Source organism: Terriglobales bacterium, from assembly GCA_035691485.1.
GTDB lineage: Bacteria > Acidobacteriota > Terriglobia > Terriglobales > Acidobacteriaceae > JAIQGF01.
Genome location: DASSIZ010000069.1, coordinates 221,496 through 237,862 on the forward strand (window position 1 = coordinate 221,496; position 16,367 = coordinate 237,862).

General features: G+C 61.6%; 13 protein-coding genes. 8 read left to right on the forward strand and 5 right to left on the reverse strand.

Going from position 1 to position 16,367, the window contains the following annotated elements; genetic code table 11:
* Positions 1 to 22 precede the first annotated feature (22 nt).
* From cofD to npdG, 6 genes are all read left to right on the forward strand, one after another.
* Positions 23 to 964, forward strand: coding sequence for a 2-phospho-L-lactate transferase (gene cofD, locus VFI82_09430; GenBank protein HET7184896.1), 942 nt, complete (start codon positions 23 to 25; stop codon positions 962 to 964).
* On the forward strand, positions 961 to 1,626 hold the full coding sequence (gene cofC / locus VFI82_09435) for a 2-phospho-L-lactate guanylyltransferase (protein HET7184897.1): 666 nt from the start codon (positions 961 to 963) through the stop codon (positions 1,624 to 1,626). Before cofD ends, cofC begins: the two co-directional genes overlap by 4 nt.
* A gap of 148 nt (positions 1,627 to 1,774) precedes the next feature.
* Complete coding sequence (locus tag VFI82_09440) at positions 1,775 to 1,918, forward strand: hypothetical protein (GenBank protein HET7184898.1); 144 nt, start codon at positions 1,775 to 1,777, stop codon at positions 1,916 to 1,918.
* 73 nt (positions 1,919 to 1,991) lie between these two features.
* Complete coding sequence (gene cofE, locus VFI82_09445; GenBank protein HET7184899.1) at positions 1,992 to 2,744, forward strand: coenzyme F420-0:L-glutamate ligase; 753 nt, start codon at positions 1,992 to 1,994, stop codon at positions 2,742 to 2,744.
* A 50-nt stretch (positions 2,745 to 2,794) separates the two neighbouring features.
* Entirely contained in the window at positions 2,795 to 4,012 is a 1,218-nt protein-coding gene (gene cofH / locus VFI82_09450; protein ID HET7184900.1) for a 5-amino-6-(D-ribitylamino)uracil--L-tyrosine 4-hydroxyphenyl transferase CofH, read from the forward strand.
* Between the two features lie 29 nt (positions 4,013 to 4,041).
* Positions 4,042 to 4,719, forward strand: a complete 678-nt coding sequence (gene npdG, locus VFI82_09455) for an NADPH-dependent F420 reductase (protein ID HET7184901.1) — start codon at positions 4,042 to 4,044, stop codon at positions 4,717 to 4,719.
* A 148-nt stretch (positions 4,720 to 4,867) separates the two neighbouring features.
* Here npdG and VFI82_09460 read toward each other — a convergent pair whose 3' ends face one another.
* Entirely contained in the window at positions 4,868 to 5,755 is an 888-nt protein-coding gene (locus VFI82_09460) for a polyphosphate kinase 2 family protein (GenBank protein HET7184902.1), read from the reverse strand.
* Positions 5,756 to 5,875: 120 nt separating this feature from the next.
* Between VFI82_09460 and VFI82_09465 the strand changes: the two genes are divergently transcribed.
* Positions 5,876 to 7,867, forward strand: coding sequence for a peptidyl-prolyl cis-trans isomerase (locus tag VFI82_09465; GenBank protein ID HET7184903.1), 1,992 nt, complete (start codon positions 5,876 to 5,878; stop codon positions 7,865 to 7,867).
* Between the two features lie 159 nt (positions 7,868 to 8,026).
* The gene (malQ, locus tag VFI82_09470; protein ID HET7184904.1) at positions 8,027 to 9,571 is read left to right on the forward strand and encodes a 4-alpha-glucanotransferase; all 1,545 of its coding nucleotides are present in this window, start codon (positions 8,027 to 8,029) and stop codon (positions 9,569 to 9,571) included.
* Here malQ and treY read toward each other — a convergent pair.
* From treY to mutL, 4 genes are all read right to left on the reverse strand, one after another.
* The gene (gene treY / locus VFI82_09475; GenBank protein HET7184905.1) at positions 9,518 to 12,553 is read right to left on the reverse strand and encodes a malto-oligosyltrehalose synthase; all 3,036 of its coding nucleotides are present in this window, start codon (positions 12,551 to 12,553) and stop codon (positions 9,518 to 9,520) included. The two genes, malQ and treY, sit on opposite strands and share 54 nt — an antisense overlap.
* 7 nt (positions 12,554 to 12,560) lie before the next feature.
* Positions 12,561 to 13,283 (reverse strand): (d)CMP kinase, encoded by a 723-nt coding sequence (cmk, locus tag VFI82_09480; protein HET7184906.1) that lies wholly within the window; start codon positions 13,281 to 13,283, stop codon positions 12,561 to 12,563.
* Between the two features lie 111 nt (positions 13,284 to 13,394).
* Positions 13,395 to 14,267, reverse strand: a complete 873-nt coding sequence (locus tag VFI82_09485) for a hypothetical protein (GenBank protein HET7184907.1) — start codon at positions 14,265 to 14,267, stop codon at positions 13,395 to 13,397.
* 15 nt (positions 14,268 to 14,282) lie between these two features.
* Positions 14,283 to 16,235 carry a DNA mismatch repair endonuclease MutL gene (mutL, locus tag VFI82_09490; GenBank protein HET7184908.1) on the reverse strand — a complete coding sequence of 651 codons (1,953 nt, stop codon included), beginning with the start codon at positions 16,233 to 16,235 and terminating at the stop codon, positions 14,283 to 14,285.
* Positions 16,236 to 16,367: the final 132 nt, after the last annotated feature.

Consider the following 16,367-nt stretch of genomic DNA (forward strand, 5'->3'; position numbering starts at 1 on the left):
CTCGGCTGAAGCTGAAAATGAAATGATTACCGTCCTGACTGGCGGAACCGGCGGCGCAAAATTCGTGCAGGGTTTGGTGCGCGTCATCGCGCCGGAGGAACTCACGGTCATCGTCAACACTGGCGACGACCTTACCTGGTGGGGACTTCATGTCTCCCCAGATGTCGATTCCATTCTGTACGCGCTTGCCGGCCTGCTGAGCCGCGAGCGCGGATGGGGCGTCGAGGGCGATACCTTCACCTGCATGGAGCGCATGCGGCGACTCGGTGCGCCGTCGTGGTTCCAACTTGGCGACCGCGACCTGGCCACTCATCTTCGCCGCACCGAGCTGCTGGCCTCCCATACTCTCGCCGAAGCCACCGCGGAACTCGCGTCGGAAATGGGCCTGCACACGTGCATTCTGCCTATGTCCAACGATCGCGTGGAAACCTGTGTGCTCACGCCCGGCGGCGAATTGACCTTCCAGCAATACTTCGTTCGCGAGCGCTATCGCGTGCCCGCCACCGGGGTGAGATTCTCCGGCGCCGAACGGGCGCAGCCCGCGCCGGGAGTGATCGCGGCCATTCGCGATGCCGATGCGGTGCTGATCGCGCCCAGCAATCCGGTCACCAGCATCGGCCCCATCCTGAGCGTTCCCGGAATTCGCGACGCACTTCGTGAGACCACGGCGCAGATTGCCGCGGTCAGCCCCATCGTCGGCGGCGCTGCCGTCTCCGGTCCCGCGGGTGAACTGATGAAGGCGCAGCATCTTCCGGTTTCCATGGCGGGCGTGGCGGAAGCCTATGCGGATTTCCTCGACATTTTGATCGCCGACACCGCCGATCGTTTGGCACCGGTCTCTGACCCCTGTGACGTCAGGACCGTGTTCACGAACACGATCATGTCCACCGACGACGCCAAGGCCGAACTGGCGCGCGTGGCGATCGCCTCAGTCATGCCCGCAGGAGCGCTCAAGCCGCAATGATCCTGGTCCCAGTCAAAGAAATGTCCACTGCCAAGCAGCGCCTGGCCTCGGTGCTGACGCAGGAGCAGCGCACCGCGCTGGCCCGTACCATGCTGAAGGACATCTGCGCGGCACTGGCGGAGGTGAAGCCACGGCCCGTAATTGCGCTCGTCAGCAACGACGCATTCGCCGCTGGCCTGGCGCGCCATTACGGTTTCGACATCATCGTGGACAATGACAATCTCGGCGAGAGCGAGGCCATCGCCATGGCTACTGCCGAAGCGCAGAGACGCGGCGCCGAGTTCACCCTGGTGCTGCCCGGCGACATCCCGCTGCTCCGCTCATCCGAGGTCGAAGCGGTGCTGGCCAAAATGCCAGAACAAGGTTCGGTGTTGGTGCCCGCCGCCGATGGCCGCGGCACCAACGCGGTCCTGCGCCGTCCCGCCGCCCTGTTCCCGCTGCGCTTCGGCAACGACAGCTTCCAGCCGCATCATGCTGCGGCGCTTGCCACCGGCAAAGCGTGTGTTGTGCTCGACAACGCGGATTTGCCGGGAATTGCGCTTGATATCGATCGCCCCGCCGATCTTGCCCAATTGCTCGGTTTTCCCATGCGGACCCGAACCCAAAAACTGCTCTGCGAGTGGAAACTCCCGGAGCGTTGGCGCGGCAAAGCAAGTGCGTGAAAAGACAAGTCCCGGGCCGTGAGCCCGGATCCGCGCTGAACCCACCTGTTACCTCTGTCATGCTGCGTTACCCGCGTCACGTATTCTTCACCCCTGTGCCGCGATATCGTGGGCGCGTTCGATTCGCGGTTCTTCCCTGGAGGGGGACATGGCTTCTGTCGTGGCAGTGACCTTTCTTTCCGCCTTTACGCTGTATCTCGGTACCTACATCGCCGACCGCGTGGAAAACTTCAAGTGCACCGCCTGTGGTCTGCCACGGCAAGAGCCCATCCGTCGGCGCGCCAATTCCTAGCCAACTGCCGGCGGCGGCAAGCTGCCGCGCCACAACCATCGGCGGCTTCTCCTGATACATTGATCGGGCGCTTATGCCCGTCGTTTCCGCCATTCCGATTCCCGGCATCGGCGACATTCTGCCGGGAGATTCCATACCTGACATCATTCGCGACGCCGTGAAGCGTTCGCGGCTGCGCTTCCGCCGCGGCGACATCCTGGTCATCACCCACAAGATAGTTTCCAAGGCGGAGCGTCAGATCATTGCCCTCGACAAGGTTCGTCCGCGGCCGGCGGCGGTGCGCCGCGCGCAGCAGCACAAGCTCGACGCGCGCGTGGTCGAACTGGGGCTGGCGGAAGCGACCAGGATCGTTCGCCGGCGCCGCAACGTGCTCATCACCGAGACCGCGCACGGCTTGGTGTGCGCCAATAGCGGCGTGGACGTGTCCAATGTCGATGGCGGACGCAGCGCCGTGCTGCTGCCGCGCGATCCCGACAAATCCGCTCGACAAATTCATGACGCACTGCGACGCCGCCTCGGGTTCGCCGTTCCGGTTATCATTACCGATACTTTCGGCCGTCCTTGGCGCGAAGGTCTGGCAGAGGTGGCGATCGGCGTTGCCGGAATGAAGCCGTTCCGCGACTTCCGCGCGCAGCGCGATCCCTACGGCTATGCGCTGCGCGTCAGCCTGGAAGCCGCGGCCGACGAACTGGCCGGAATGGCAGGACTGGCGTGCGGCAAACTGTCGCGCATGCCTGCATGTATCATTCGGGGCTTCGAGTACGAACCGGGAAGGGGCAGCGGAAGGGACTTGATCCGCGCACGGGAACGCGACCTGTTCCGGTAAATAGCCGGCATTACAATCTTCAGACGACGTCACGCATCGAATGTGATCGAATGACGAATTTCGAACCAATCGTCGCAGCGAAATGGGAAGAGGTAGCCAAGGATACGTGCGCCGAAGTTCGCGCGTCCTTGGAAACCGTTCTCGCGTCGCACGACGGCGGCCGCCTCACGCGCGAGCAGTGCCTGCGCCTCGCTTCCGCCGAAGGCACCGACCTGATCGCCCTGGTCGTTGCGGCGGACGAGGTGCGGCGCGCGATCGCCGGTGACGTGGTCACCTACGTCGTCAATCGCAACATCAATTTCACGAATGTGTGTTTCGTCGGCTGCAAGTTTTGTGCCTTCAGCCGCGGCCCGCGCGAGGACGACGCCTACTTTCTTACGCTCGAAGACGTAGGCCGTCGCACGCGCGAAGCCCGCGACCGCGGTGCCACGGAAGTTTGCATCCAGGGGGGCCTGCCGCGAGACCTGTCTCCTTTTTATTACCGCGACATTCTGCGCGCCGTGAAAACCGCTGTTCCCGACATGCACACGCACGCGTTTTCGCCGATGGAAGTTGCTTACGGTATTGAACTCACCGGCATGAGCACGCGTGATTACCTGTGCATGCTTCGCGATAACGGCCTCAACACGCTGCCCGGCACGGCGGCGGAAATTCTCGACGACGACGTTCGCACCCTGATCTCGCGCAACAAACTTTCCACCGCGCGCTGGCGCGAGATCATCACCACCGCGCACCAGTGCGGCATTCGCAGCACGTCGACGCTGATGTACGGGCACATCGAGACAACCGGCCACTGGGTCAACCAACTGCTGCTGCTGCGCGAGATTCAGGCCCAGACTGGCGGTTTCACCGAGTTCGTGCCGCTGGGCTTCGTGCACCAGAACACGCTGCTGTTCCAGGAAGGGATGGCGCGACCGGGACCAACCATGGCGGAGCACTTGAAAATTCACGCGCTCGCACGGGTAATGCTGGCCGGTTCCATCCGCAACGTGCAGGTCTCGTGGGTCAAGCTCAGCCGGGAGACTGCGCAGCTTTGCCTGCGCGCCGGCGCCAACGATTACGGCGGCACACTCATGGACGAGAACATCTCGCGACTGGCGGGAGCGACCTCGGGCGAGTATCTCAGCCCGGAGCAGTTCCACCGGCGTATCCGTGAGTTGGGGCGCGTGCCGGCGGAAAGAAACACCACGTACAGCAAACTGAAATTATTCGACCAAGTTAATCCGTCAGGCAATACAACGGGTACCTTTGTCGCTCGTTTCCGATGATGAACTGGACGACGGTACTGGGCTCGAACATGATCACTACCGTGGCAATTGTCGGGGGAACGGGACCGGAGGGGCGCGGGCTGGCGACGCGCTGGGCGCGAGCGGGGCTGCACGTCATTATCGGCTCGCGAGACGAGAACCGGGCGCGCTTGACGGCGCAGGAGATTGGCAGGCTTTCGGAAACTGAAACTGCGGTGGAAGGCATGGAGAATTCCGCCGCGGTGGGCGCCAGCGACGTGGTGGTGCTCACGGTCCCGTTTGAAGGCCAAGCCGCGACGCTGAAGCAGTTGCGCAGCCACTTCCGTCTGGGCGCGGTGCTGGTATGCGCAACAGTGCCGCTGGCTAGCGGCGTGGGCGACAAAGGCTCGCGCGTGCTCGGGGTCTGGCAGGGGTCGGCAGCGCAGCAGGCGGCCGAGATGGCGCCGCCGGGCGTCACCGTCGTAGGCGCCTTTCAGAACATTTCGGCAAGCCTGCTGGAGACCGCGGTGCCGGTCGAATGCGACGTGATCGTATGTACGGACAGCGACAATGCAAAGGAAGTGGCGTACGAACTGGCACGGAAAATTCCGGGGGTACGCCCTATCGATGGCGGCAAGCTGGAGAATTCGCGCATCGTGGAACAAATCACGGCGCTGCTCATTACCCTCAACATCCGGCACAAAGCGCACTCGGCGGGACTGAGGATTACCGGAATTGAGGAAATTTGAGAATTTCAAATTGCGGCTTGGGTTCGGCGAAATTGATTGCCTGTGGATGGTCGCGTATAGCGAAAGCAGGTCTTTCGACTCGGTGGCGCGCATCGGTGGCGCGCATCGTCAAACCGGGCATCTTCGCTCAGGACACTTCATTGAGTAGCTAGATCTTCCCTTGTTCCAGGAGCTGGCGCGCGTGTTTTAGTTCCTTGCGCTCCTTCGGAGTAGGCTTAGGGTAGGACAGGTGCAGGGATTCCAGGGTCTCGACCACGGCGGCTGCAACCACGGTTCGCGCGTACCACTTGTGGTCTGCCGGAACAACGTACCATGGCGCATCCGCGGTGGCGGTGTTGCGGACCATGTCCTCGTAGGCCTGCATGTAGTCCTTCCAGTATTTGCGCTCGTGGACGTCCCCGGCAGAAAATTTCCAGTTTTTCTCCGGCTCCTCCAAGCGCGCCATGAACCGCCTGGCTTGTTCCTTGTGGGAGATGTTCAGGAAAAACTTGCGCACCACGATCCCGTTAGCGGCCAGATACTGTTCAAACGAACGAATGTGCTCGAAACGCTGTTCCCATATGTCCTTGGTGATCAGGGAAAAAGGGATTTTTTTCCGCTTGAGCAGTTCGGGGTGGACACGCACCACCAGCACTTCCTCGTAGTAAGAACGGTTGAAGATGCCGATGCGGCGGCGTTCGGGAAGGCACAGGGAGGTGCGCCACAGGTAATCGTGGTTCAACTCCTCCTCTGATGGCTGCTTGAAGGAGTAGACCTGGACAGCCTGGGGATTGACTCCTGATATGACGTGCCTGATGGTGCTGTCTTTTCCGGCGGCGTCCATGCCCTGAAAAATAAGCAGAACGGCCCACTGGTCCTGGGCGTAGAGCTTGTCCTGCAACTCGGTGAGCCGCTCGATCCCTTGCTGGAGAGCGGCAGCGGCGTGCTCCTTGGAACGGAGCCCGCCGGTGTGGGCGGGATCGTAATCCTTGAGACGGAAATCTGCACCCCTGGCAATGCGATAGGGCGCCGCGAGTTGTCCCAGCTTCCTTGCCATGCGCGGGTGGGGATCGTACCGCGTTTGGGAGCGGCAAGTCACGCCGCCGTAAACATCCGCCGCTGCGGCTCTCGTTTATAATGAAAAAATTACGCGTACCTATCTGGAGTTACTAGAGACATGATTCGATTTCTGCAAACTCCCGGCAAGACGAAGAAGATCGTGCTTGGCGGGCTGCTCGTTATCATCTGCGGGGCCATGGTCATCACGCTGGTGCCGGGCGGAATCCTGGGCGACGCATTCGGCTTCGGCAGTCCGCAGGGCAACGTGATTGCCAAGGTGGGCGATCAGCAGGTCACCGTCAACGAAGTACAGGACACAGCGCGACAAATGGGTAAGCAGCAGTTTCCGCGCGGTTTCCCTTCGCAGTTCATGCCCTTCCTGATGCAGCGAGCGGCACAACAGCTGATTATCCAGAAGGCAATGATCGATGAAGCGCATCGCATGGGCTTCAGCGTCAGCGATGCCGAGCTGCGCGACGAATTGCAGCATGGCGCGTTCGGACCGTCGTTGTTTCCGGGCGGCAATTTCGTCGGGCAGGACGGGTACGAGAACTTCGTGCAGCAGAATTTCCAGATGGGAGTACAGAATTTCGAGTCGCTGCTCAAGGCCGACCTGCTGATCCGCAAGCTGCGGGCGGCGGTCGAAGGCGGCGTCACAGTTTCGGACCAGGAGCTCCAGGACCAGTACCGCCGCGAAAACACGAAGGTGAAGTTCGACTACGCAGTGCTCACCCTGGAGGACCTCAGCAAGCAGGTGCATCCGAGCGAGGCCGAGCTGAAGACGTATTTTGAGCAGCACAAGCAGCAGTATGCGAACGCAATTCCGGAAAAGCGGCAAGCACGCTACGTCGTAATCGACAGCAACAAAGTTCAGCAACAGGTGCAAGTCACGCCGCAGGAGCTGCAGACGTACTACAACTCGCATCGCGACCAGTACCGGGTACCCGAGCAGGTGAACGTGCGGCACATACTGATCAAGATCCCCACCCCGGGTGCCGACGGCAAGGTGGACGAGGCGGCGGTCAAGGCGGCGCGGGAAAAGGCGGAGGGCATCCTCAAGCAAGTGCAGAGCGGCGGTAACTTCGCCGAGATCGCGAAGAAGAACTCGGAAGATCCCGGCAGCAAGGACAACGGCGGATCGCTGGGGTGGATCCAGCGCGGGCAGACGGTGCCGGAGTTCGAGCAGTCGGCATTTTCGCTGGGGAAAGGGCAGACCAGCGGCATTGTGCGCTCGACCTTCGGATTCCACATTATTCACGTGGACGACAAACAGGACGCGCACGTGAAGCCGCTGGATGAGGTCAAACCCCAGATCGAACAGCAGCTAGCCTCCGACAAGGCCGCCACCCGCACCGACTCGCTGGCGAACAAGGTGGAGACCGAGGCCAAGACTGGCAGCTTGGAAAAGGCGGCCAAGGATAACGGGCTGGAGGTGGTGGAGACCGGGCTGGTGACGCGCAACGATTCCCTGCCCGGAGTGGGCAATGCGCCGGAGCTGATGTCGGCGCTTTTTGGGGCACGCGACAAAAGCACGCCCGACAGAGTTCACGTCCCGCAAGGATACGTCGTCTACCAGGTGACGAAGGTGGAAGCGGCACGGGCGCCGTCGTTCGAGGAGATTCGGACAAGGGTGGAGCAGGAGTACAAGTCTGACAAAGCGCAGCAGATGCTGCAGCAAAAGACCACCGACCTTTCCGAGAAAGCAAAATCGCTGCACGACTTGAAGAAGGCCGCCAAAGAAACCGGGGCGGAGGTGAAGACCAGCGACCTTGTAGGAACGACCAGCCAGGTGCCGGACATCGGGGCGCTGACCGGGCCGGCTCAGGTGGTGTTTGAAATGAAGCCGGGTGACATCAGCGGGCCGATCAGCACCGGGCGCAGTGGCGCGGTGGTCATGCTGCTGGACAAGCAAGAGCCTCCGGCAGCGCAATTTGCCGCTTCCAAGGACCGCCTGCGAGAGCAGTTGCTGCAGAAAAAACGCGACGAGTTCCTGGAAGTTTTCGCCACCAACCTGCAAAAGCAGATGGAGAAAAGCGGCAAGATCAAGATCAACCAGCAGGAAATGAAGCGGATCACGACGCCGGCGCAGGGAACGGAAAGCGGGTTCTAGCTTTTGGCTCTTAGCTTTTGGCAGCTCTTAGCTCCCTCGCGCCTGCGTTAAGCGCTTCCTTGATTTGCAGCTTGCGAGCCGCTGTGAAGTGGCCGTGTCTTTCGTTGGTATTCGTCATCTAACTCCTCCGTTAACGAGCTAAGAGCTTAAGGTCTTCCGATGAACGAACGCGCGTCAGGAATTCTGCTGCACCCCTCATCGCTACCCTCGCGTGGCGGCATCGGCGACCTGGGTCCGGCTGCCTACGAGTTCCTGGATTTCCTGTCGGCGGGACGACAGACGCTGTGGCAAATTCTGCCGCTCGGCCCGGTGGGGCTGGGAAATTCTCCGTACTCGTCGATCTCGGCATTCGCGGGAAATCCCCTGCTCGTAAGCCTGGAACGCCTGGCGGATGCAGGGTGGATCGATCGTGGGCGCCTGGCAGTACTGCCCACCGACGAGGGAGCGGTTGACTACGACCGGGTGCGCGCCATCAAGATGCCGCTGCTGCGGGAAGCGGCGACAAATTTCCTGAACAGCGCGTCCGGAGCAGCCCGCAGCCGCTACGAGAAATTTTGCTCCGAAAATGCCGGGTGGCTGGATGACTACGTTGTGTTCGTCCGCTTGCGCGATCGGTTTCCGAATGGGACGTGGAACCAGTGGCCGCGCGAACTTGCGCGCCGCGAACCGGGGGCGGTGGCGCGGGTGCGCGAGGAACTCGGCCAGGCGCTTGACGTTTCGCGGGTGACGCAATTCGCGTTTTTCGAGCAATGGCGCGCACTGCACCAGGCGGCACGGCAGCGCGGGATACGGGTGATCGGCGACGTCGCCATTTTCGTGGATTATGACAGCGCCGATGTGTGGACCCATCCCGACATTTTTCAACTCGACGATAACCTGAATCCGACGGTCGTGTCCGGGGTGCCTCCGGACGCGTTCAGCGCCACCGGACAGCGCTGGGGAAATCCGCTGTATCGCTGGGACGCGCTGAAGGCGCGGGGCTATGACTGGTGGGTGCAGCGGATGCGGTGGGCGCTGCAATTGTGCGACATCGTTCGACTGGACCACTTCCGCGGCTTCGAGTCGTACTGGGAAATCCCGGCGCAGGAACCGACGGCGGTGCACGGCCGCTGGGTACATGGTCCGAACGACGACCTGTTTCACGTGCTGCGAAACGCGCTGGGCGGCTTTCCATTTATCGCGGAAGACCTGGGGATGATTACCCCCGAGGTGCATGCGTTCCGCGAGCGCTTGGCCGTGCCGGGCATGAAGGTCCTGCAATTCGGCTTCAGCAACCCCGGGGCGCACATTTACCTGCCGCATCGATACGAAGAAAACAGCGTGGTGTACACCGGGACGCACGACAACGACACGACGCTGGGCTGGTTCAACTCGACGCAGGGCGAGGAACGCCGGCTCGCGGAAGCTTACGTGGGCACCGATCCGGCTGGGATGCCGTGGGCGTTCATACGCGCGGCCATCACCTCGCCGGCGCGTCTGGCGGTGATCCCGCTGCAGGATGTGCTCGGGCTGGGAAGCGAAGCGCGCATGAACGTGCCGAGCAGCAGTGACTGCAATTGGACGTGGCGTTATCGTGCCGGTGACTTGAAGCAGGAACATGCGGAACGGCTGGCGCGGTTGTCACAGATCAGCGACCGGAATTGTGCCGCCTCAGCCGCCGATCAACAGCGCGACCGGGAAGTGAGCGAAGATTTCGCGGCATGACAGCGCGCGGCTCGACGGCTGCACGGTCTCGCCGGTAAGCACATTCACAAAAGATGCGGGCGCATGGGACGGCAGCGGGATCTGCGTGTCGCCCCAGACTTCCTTGGCCGACACGTCCCCGCCGGACAAGGTGTAAGGCAGCCTGGGCACGGCAGTAACCGACATGCGCCAGTCATGCTCGCGGGCGAAAGCGACCAGGTGTTCGGACTTGGCGCCGCTTCCGCGCAGGGGCGAATAGCTTCCCAGTTGAAACAGCCGGCCATGTTCGCGGCGCAGGTTCAAGGCGCGCAGGGTGGTCCACATCTTGACCCGGCCATCCTTGTAGTTGTGCCAGAGCTCGTCGCATAGAGCGGCCAAGTCGCCAGCCTGGGCGGCCAGCAGATCGCCGAGAAGACGCTGGCGAAGATCGTAGTTCACTGGACGGCGGTTGTCGGGATCGACCAGGGAAAAATCCCACAACTCGGTTCCCTGGTAAATGTCGGGTAGACCGGGACAGGTGAACTTGAGCAGCGTCTGAGCGAGAGAATTGATGCAGCCGAAGAAAGCGACCTCAGAGACAAAGCTCTCGATGTTTTCCAGGAAGAGATTAGGCCGGCTAGAGGTGCCGGGCTGGAAAATGCGCGCGAGGAACTGCTCGAGGGCGACGACGTAGTCGGGATTCTGGTTGATCCAACTGAGATTGACCTTCGCCTCGTGCACGGCCTTGACCATGTACTGCTGAATGCGGTGGAGGAAGTCCTGACGCGCGGCGTCATCCGGCATTTCCAAAGGCCAGGCGCCGACTAGGGTCTGATAGAGCAAATACTCTTCGTTGTGGTCGGGAACGGCGCGACCGTCCGCAAAAGGACGCCGCTTGCCGCGATTGAGCCGCCGCCAGCGCATCACCTGCGCCGCCCAGGCACGCGGCATTTCTGAAAGAACGTCCAATCGCGCACGGACGTCCTCGCTGCGCTTGCTGTCATGGGTGGAGGTGCTGAGCATGGAATTGGGCCAGCGATGGGCGCGCTGCTGGTTGCCGGCATGAAACTCATCCGGCGAGATTCCGAACTCGTTGGGCGAGCCACCGACCTCATTGACCGAAACAAAGCGGTTGTACACGTAGCAGGCAGTGTCTTCCAGTCCCTTGGCCATCACCGGCCCGGTGAGCTGCTGGAACTTGAGCGTGAAGCGCAGCCGCTTACGGTAACTTTCCGCGGAGACAGCAGTGTCCCCGCTGCGAAGCAGCAGGATATTGGAGATGAAGTCGAAGACCGCGGCGGACATGTTTTCATTGCGGCGCTTGGCACGTGCGATGGCGTTTTCAATGTAAGCGCGATCGGCATCGCTGATATTGCCGCGCTCGTCGATGTAGGTGCGGTAGACCGGGAAGCAGGCAATGGTTTCGCGGATGGCTTCCAGGAGGCTGTGACGGGTGAAATCGCGAGCGTGGCGGTCGGTGGAGGAGATCTCGTCGAGCATGTGCGTGAGCACGGTAACTTCGCTGGCGAGCGAGACCTTCATGATGAGCATCTTGGCACGGTAAATGATGTTATCGATATCAACGGGGCCGCCCAGGAAGCGGTGATACAGGGTGGTGAAAGCGCGCTTGTTGCGTTGGTCGATGAGCACGCCGTTGACGAGGTTGCCGAAATCGTACCCGACAGTGCCGTCCACCGGCCACTGCTGGGGTAGCTCTTCGCCGGGCTCGAGAATCTTTTCGACCAGAACGAACAGGGGCGGTTGCTGGTTGATCCAGTCGTGCTCGCCGAAGATGATCTGGACCTCGGCCTCGATGCCGTTTTCGGCCAGCGGCACGGTCGCGGGTTGCGCGCCGCAACACTGGCTGGCGGCATAGAGAATCTGCAGCCGCGAGAAGTATTGGATCGGATTGTAAAGGCCGTCGGGGTGATCGAGGCGGATGCCGTCGAGGCTGCCCTCGGCGAGCAGGCGGCGCACCACGCGGTGAGTGGCAGAAAACACTTCCGGGTTTTCCATGCGCAGCCCGATCAGCTCGTTGATGTCGAAGAAGCGGCGGTAGTTGATTTCCTCGGCGGAAACGCGCCAGTGCGCGAGCCGGTAAGCCTGCGCGTCCAGCAGGCGATGGATCGAATCGAAGCTGTGGTGGTCTCCGGGCTGTCCGTTGCTGCGCTGAACCGCTTCTTCGATGCTGCGACGGACCTGCGGTGCACGTTCCACCAGCTTTTTCAGCCGGTGCTGGATTCGCGGAATGGCCGCCTGGCGCTGGTGGATAAGTTCCGTGTCATCGCAGGTGTGCGGGCAGAGATCGCGAAGTTCTCCGAGGATCTCCTCCAGTTCCGACATGCCGGAGGATTGCCAGTCTGACTCGGACTGCCCGATGCGAAGGTCGCCCAGGGGCTCGAGGATGAGCGGCGTGGTTTGCGGATCTAGAGGCAGGTGGTTGTCGTAATACGTGCAGAAGAAAACTCCATCCTGGAAATGCAGGACGATGTGCCCGCGCTCCAACTCTTCACCGTATTGCCCGCCCAGAATAGGCAGCAGCACTTTGCCGTGGAGTTCGCTCTTGAGCGGACGCCAGTCGATGTCGAAGAACTCCGCGTAACGGGATGCCTGGCCATTTTCCAGGACATCCTGCCACCAAGGGTTGCTGCCGTGGCCGACCCCCATGTGGTTGGGAACGATATCGAGGACCAAGCCCATCCCCGCTGACTTCATCTCGGCGATAAATGCCTGGAATTCCTCCTCGTTGCCGATTTCCGGGTTGAGGCGATTGTGGTCAGTGATGTCGTAGCCGTGCATGCTGCCGGGACGCGATTGCAGGATGGGTGAGGAATAAAAGTGCGTGATGCCAAGCGCGTGCAGGTAAGGGACGAGGCGGCGCGCGTCCTCGAAGCGGAAGCCACGATGAAATTGAAGCCGGTACGTAGAAAGCGGGCGGTTGCGGCCCTTGTTCGCCGCCAGCCGGTCGAGACATTCCGACAGGCCAACGGCCTCTACCATGGGCTGCCCGGAAACAGTATGCATCAGGAACTTAGATGCTGGTTTTGGGGGTGGATGAGAAGGACCCGGGGACCGATTCGGTCAGTTTTTTCCTGACCAGTTGTTCGGCGCGATCAACCACCTGGTCGATGGAGAGGTGGGTGGAATCGAGAATCACCGCGTCGGCAGCCGGTACCAGCGGAGATGCGGTCCGCGTACGGTCGCGCTGATCGCGCTTCTGCAACTCGGCGGCGACCGAACTGGCTTTACCGGGATCGGCGCCCCGCTGCCTGATGCGGCGTTCGACGCGCACCTCGGGGGTGGCCTCGAGGAAGATTTTGACGTCGGCATTGGGGAAGACTACGGTGCCAATGTCGCGGCCTTCCATGACCACGCCGCCGTTTTCGCCCATCTCCTGCTGGCGCGCAACCATATAGGAACGGACTGCGGGGTGGACGGAAACGCGCGAGGCCGCCTCGGTGACATCGCGCTCACGGATCCGTTGGCTGACATCGCGTCTATCCAGCAGCACCCGGTTGCCGTCTACCTGCGGCTGCAAGACAATGTTCGAGTTCCGCGCCAATTCCAGCAGCGCATCTTCGTCGTCGAAGGAGATATCGTTCTCAATTGCCTTCAAGGCCAGGGCACGGTACATGGCGCCGCTCTCCAGGTTCACGTAACCGAGCTTCCGCGCCAGGCGCGAGGCAATGGTGCTCTTGCCGGCGCCAGCGGGGCCATCGATGGCGATGACAAGCTTCTTGGAGGAATCGGCCATTGGCTCCAGAAATTTTGGAATTGGAACTGGAGATTTGAAATTTAAGCTGAACCGAAGAATTTTCCAATACTCAATTAGTGATTTCAAATCCCCCCAACAAGAAACCAAGCCTCAGCCGCCGACCCTGCGCCGCGGTCTTGCGACGTAGGGCTCGCGCTTGACGGCGACCTGTACCATCGACTTTCTTCCAATGGTCGTCAAGCTCAGCTCGCGGGCGGCCAAGAGGGCATTCAGAGCTTCTTTGACACGAGACTTCGGCACCAGGCGTCCAAAAAACTCTTCCAACTCGGCTGGCTCCGCCGCCACTACGACTTCCAGATACTTGGAGAGCAATGCCGTCAATGCCTGCGGCTGCGACAAATGCAGGCCGCGCTGGACGCGATCGGGCGCCCAGCGGTAGAGCGCGTCCCAGCTGGCGCCCTCCTCCGGCGTGTAGTCGACACGGGTGATGCGGAGGCGTGACCACAATTCATTCAGCGAACGATCCAGCGCCGAAGCGGAGAGCGAGCCTCCGAGCACCTGTTGCAATCGTTTTTTCGACATCGCGCCGTGAGTGCGAATCGCCTCGAACACATCGCGCGACAGTGGCGTGTATTCCGACTTGGCTCCCGGTTGCGGGGCCTGGCGCGGGTTCTTGTCACCGACGAGGCCATACAGATAGGGAAAAACCTCAGCGGAAACCAGGAATCCAGCATCGCCGTAAATATTCGCTTCAAATGCGGTTTTCTCACGCAGCAGCCGGATGATCAGCTGGGTGGCTTCATGGACTTGCGGATCGGCAAAGGCATGCCTGGCGTCGGGAAGGCGCTCGTCATTTCCCGCGTAGGCGCCGAGGAAGGTGGGCGCGACCACAGAGGCGGCGGGAAAGATCAGGCACATGCCGCAGTTCTCGATGAACTCGCGCGCTTCTTCCAGAGTGCGGATGGGACGCCCGTCGAGGCGCCATCGTTCGCGGCGTGCCAGCTGTAGCTCCTGCTCGGTCATGAAAAAGACTTTCCGCTAAATACGTTTGAACGCCTTTTGGATGTCGCGAACAGAATACCGCAACACGACCGGCCGTCCGTGCGGGCACGACATAGGGCATTCGGTCTTGGCGAGCTCTCGCAGCAGCCACTCCATTTTGTCCGCTGTAAGCGGGGTATTAATTTTGATGGCGGCGTGACACGCAATGGAAGCGGCAATTCGCGTGCGGGCGATCTCGAGATTGAGTGCCTGCTTCTCGCGCTCGAACTGGGTTAGCAATTCGTGCAGCATGCGCTCGACATCGGCGGCATCGACGCCGGCGGGCGCAGTCTTCACCGCAACCGTGCGCGAGCCGAACAGTTCCGCGTCGAAGCCATTGTGGTGAAGCTCGTCGCAGATCTCGGCAAAGATGGCCTGCTGCTGCGGCGTGAGCTCGATGATGAGAGGCATGAGAAGCCGCTGCGACTCGACGCGCTCGGCGGCACGCTGCCGCACGACCTTCTCAAACAAGACGCGCTCGTGCGCCACGTGCTGATCGATGATCCACAAACCTTCCTCGTTGACGGCAAGGATGAAGGAGTCTCGCACCTGGCCGAGCGGCCGGAGGGATCCCAGAGGAGAAGTATCGCTGGGGGGCAACTCGGGAAGCTCGCGCTCGCAATCGCCGTCGGGCACGACGGACTGCATTCCAAAGCGCGGGACCGGAACGGCAGCGTTGGCGTCGACCGCGATGGAACCCCGGAACTCAAGGCGCTGGGAATCGGAAGTCAGCGCGGGTGCGCTCAGCGCGAAATTAGCATCCGCCTCGGTGATGCCGAGTACCCCCACCGGCACCGCGTCAGGGCCGCGAGCGCCGGGCGACAGCGAAGGAGAAGCGGTCGGCTGGGCGGAGATTTCCCGGGTGAACTGCGGGATGGGACGCGCCTTCATGAGCGCAGCGCGAACCGAATCGCGCACGAAATCGTGGACCACCGACTGCTGGCGGAACCGCACTTCCACCTTCGACGGGTGGACGTTGACGTCAACCTCGGTGGCCGGCATTTCCAGGAACAACAGCACGACCGGGTAGACAGTCGGGGGCAGGATGTTGCGATACGATTCGGTGAGCGCGTGCTGGACGAGTTTGTCGCGAATCAGCCTGCCATTGACAAACACAAACATCGAGTTGCGGTTGAGCTTCTGGATTTCAGGCTTAGAGACGAAGCCATGCAGTCGCAGGTCGCCGGGAACAGATTTCTCTGGCTCTCCTTCCTCGTCGCGCCTGGCCCACGGCGGCGCTTGCGGAAGCCCGACGCGCGACAGGGGCAGCATGGCGGCGACGGAGAGCAACTGCTCCAGCGTTTCCCGGCCGAAAACCTGGTAGATGCGCTCCTGGTGAGAAGCCACCGGGGGCGCGACCAGCATGGCGTTCAGGGAGGAATGCAATTCAAAATGCTTGTCGGGGTGGGCGAGCGCGTAATGCGTCACCAGCGACGCGATGTGCGCCAGTTCGGTGGACTCCGAACGCAGGAATTTTCGTCGCGCCGGCACATTGAAGAACAGGTCGCGGACGGCGATCGAGGTCCCGGCGGGAAGGCCGGCCTCTTCGACTTTGAGGATCTTGCCGCCGGCAATTTCGACGATGTTGCCACCGGGTTCGTCGGCTGCGCGGGTTTCCAGCCTGAGGCGGGCCACGGAGGCAATGGAGGGCAGCGCCTCGCCGCGGAAGCCCAGCGTCGCGACCGTCAGTAGGTCGTCGGCATTGCGGATTTTGGAGGTTGCGTGACGCTCGAAGGCAAGCAGAGCGTCGTCGCGCACCATGCCACAGCCGTCGTCGGTAATCTGGATCAGCTTCTTGCCGCCGCCTTCAACTTGGAGACGGATACGCCGAGCTCCGGCATCGAGCGCATTCTCGAGTAATTCCTTGACCACCGAAGCCGGGCGCTCCACTACCTCGCCGGCGGCGATCTTGTTGGCAACGTGCTCGGGAAGGACGTGAATGCGGCCCATGGAAGAAAGAGCCAGATTAAACGAAAAAACGAATTTTCGGTCATCGCTTTTCCGCGAATTTGGGAAAACTAGTTTCCCTTCCCGAGAGAACTGCCCAAGAGAACCTGCCTCGCCACTCTGACGTTCGGGACA

What these genes read in the sequence shown, in the direction of transcription:
- cofE (HET7184899.1), top strand. Translation starts at nt 1,992, where the DNA reads ATGCCCGTCGTTTCCGCCATTCCGATTCCCGGCATCGGCGACATTCTG.
- malQ (HET7184904.1), top strand. Translation starts at nt 8,027, where the DNA reads ATGAACGAACGCGCGTCAGGAATTCTGCTGCACCCCTCATCGCTACCC.
- cofD (HET7184896.1), top strand. Translation starts at nt 23, where the DNA reads ATGATTACCGTCCTGACTGGCGGAACCGGCGGCGCAAAATTCGTGCAG.
- npdG (HET7184901.1), top strand. Translation starts at nt 4,042, where the DNA reads ATGATCACTACCGTGGCAATTGTCGGGGGAACGGGACCGGAGGGGCGC.
- VFI82_09460 (HET7184902.1), bottom strand. Translation starts at nt 5,755, where the DNA reads ATGGCAAGGAAGCTGGGACAACTCGCGGCGCCCTATCGCATTGCCAGG.
- mutL (HET7184908.1), bottom strand. Translation starts at nt 16,235, where the DNA reads ATGGGCCGCATTCACGTCCTTCCCGAGCACGTTGCCAACAAGATCGCC.
- VFI82_09465 (HET7184903.1), top strand. Translation starts at nt 5,876, where the DNA reads ATGATTCGATTTCTGCAAACTCCCGGCAAGACGAAGAAGATCGTGCTT.
- VFI82_09440 (HET7184898.1), top strand. Translation starts at nt 1,775, where the DNA reads ATGGCTTCTGTCGTGGCAGTGACCTTTCTTTCCGCCTTTACGCTGTAT.
- VFI82_09485 (HET7184907.1), bottom strand. Translation starts at nt 14,267, where the DNA reads ATGACCGAGCAGGAGCTACAGCTGGCACGCCGCGAACGATGGCGCCTC.
- cofH (HET7184900.1), top strand. Translation starts at nt 2,795, where the DNA reads ATGACGAATTTCGAACCAATCGTCGCAGCGAAATGGGAAGAGGTAGCC.
- cofC (HET7184897.1), top strand. Translation starts at nt 961, where the DNA reads ATGATCCTGGTCCCAGTCAAAGAAATGTCCACTGCCAAGCAGCGCCTG.
- treY (HET7184905.1), bottom strand. Translation starts at nt 12,553, where the DNA reads ATGCATACTGTTTCCGGGCAGCCCATGGTAGAGGCCGTTGGCCTGTCG.
- cmk (HET7184906.1), bottom strand. Translation starts at nt 13,283, where the DNA reads ATGGCCGATTCCTCCAAGAAGCTTGTCATCGCCATCGATGGCCCCGCT.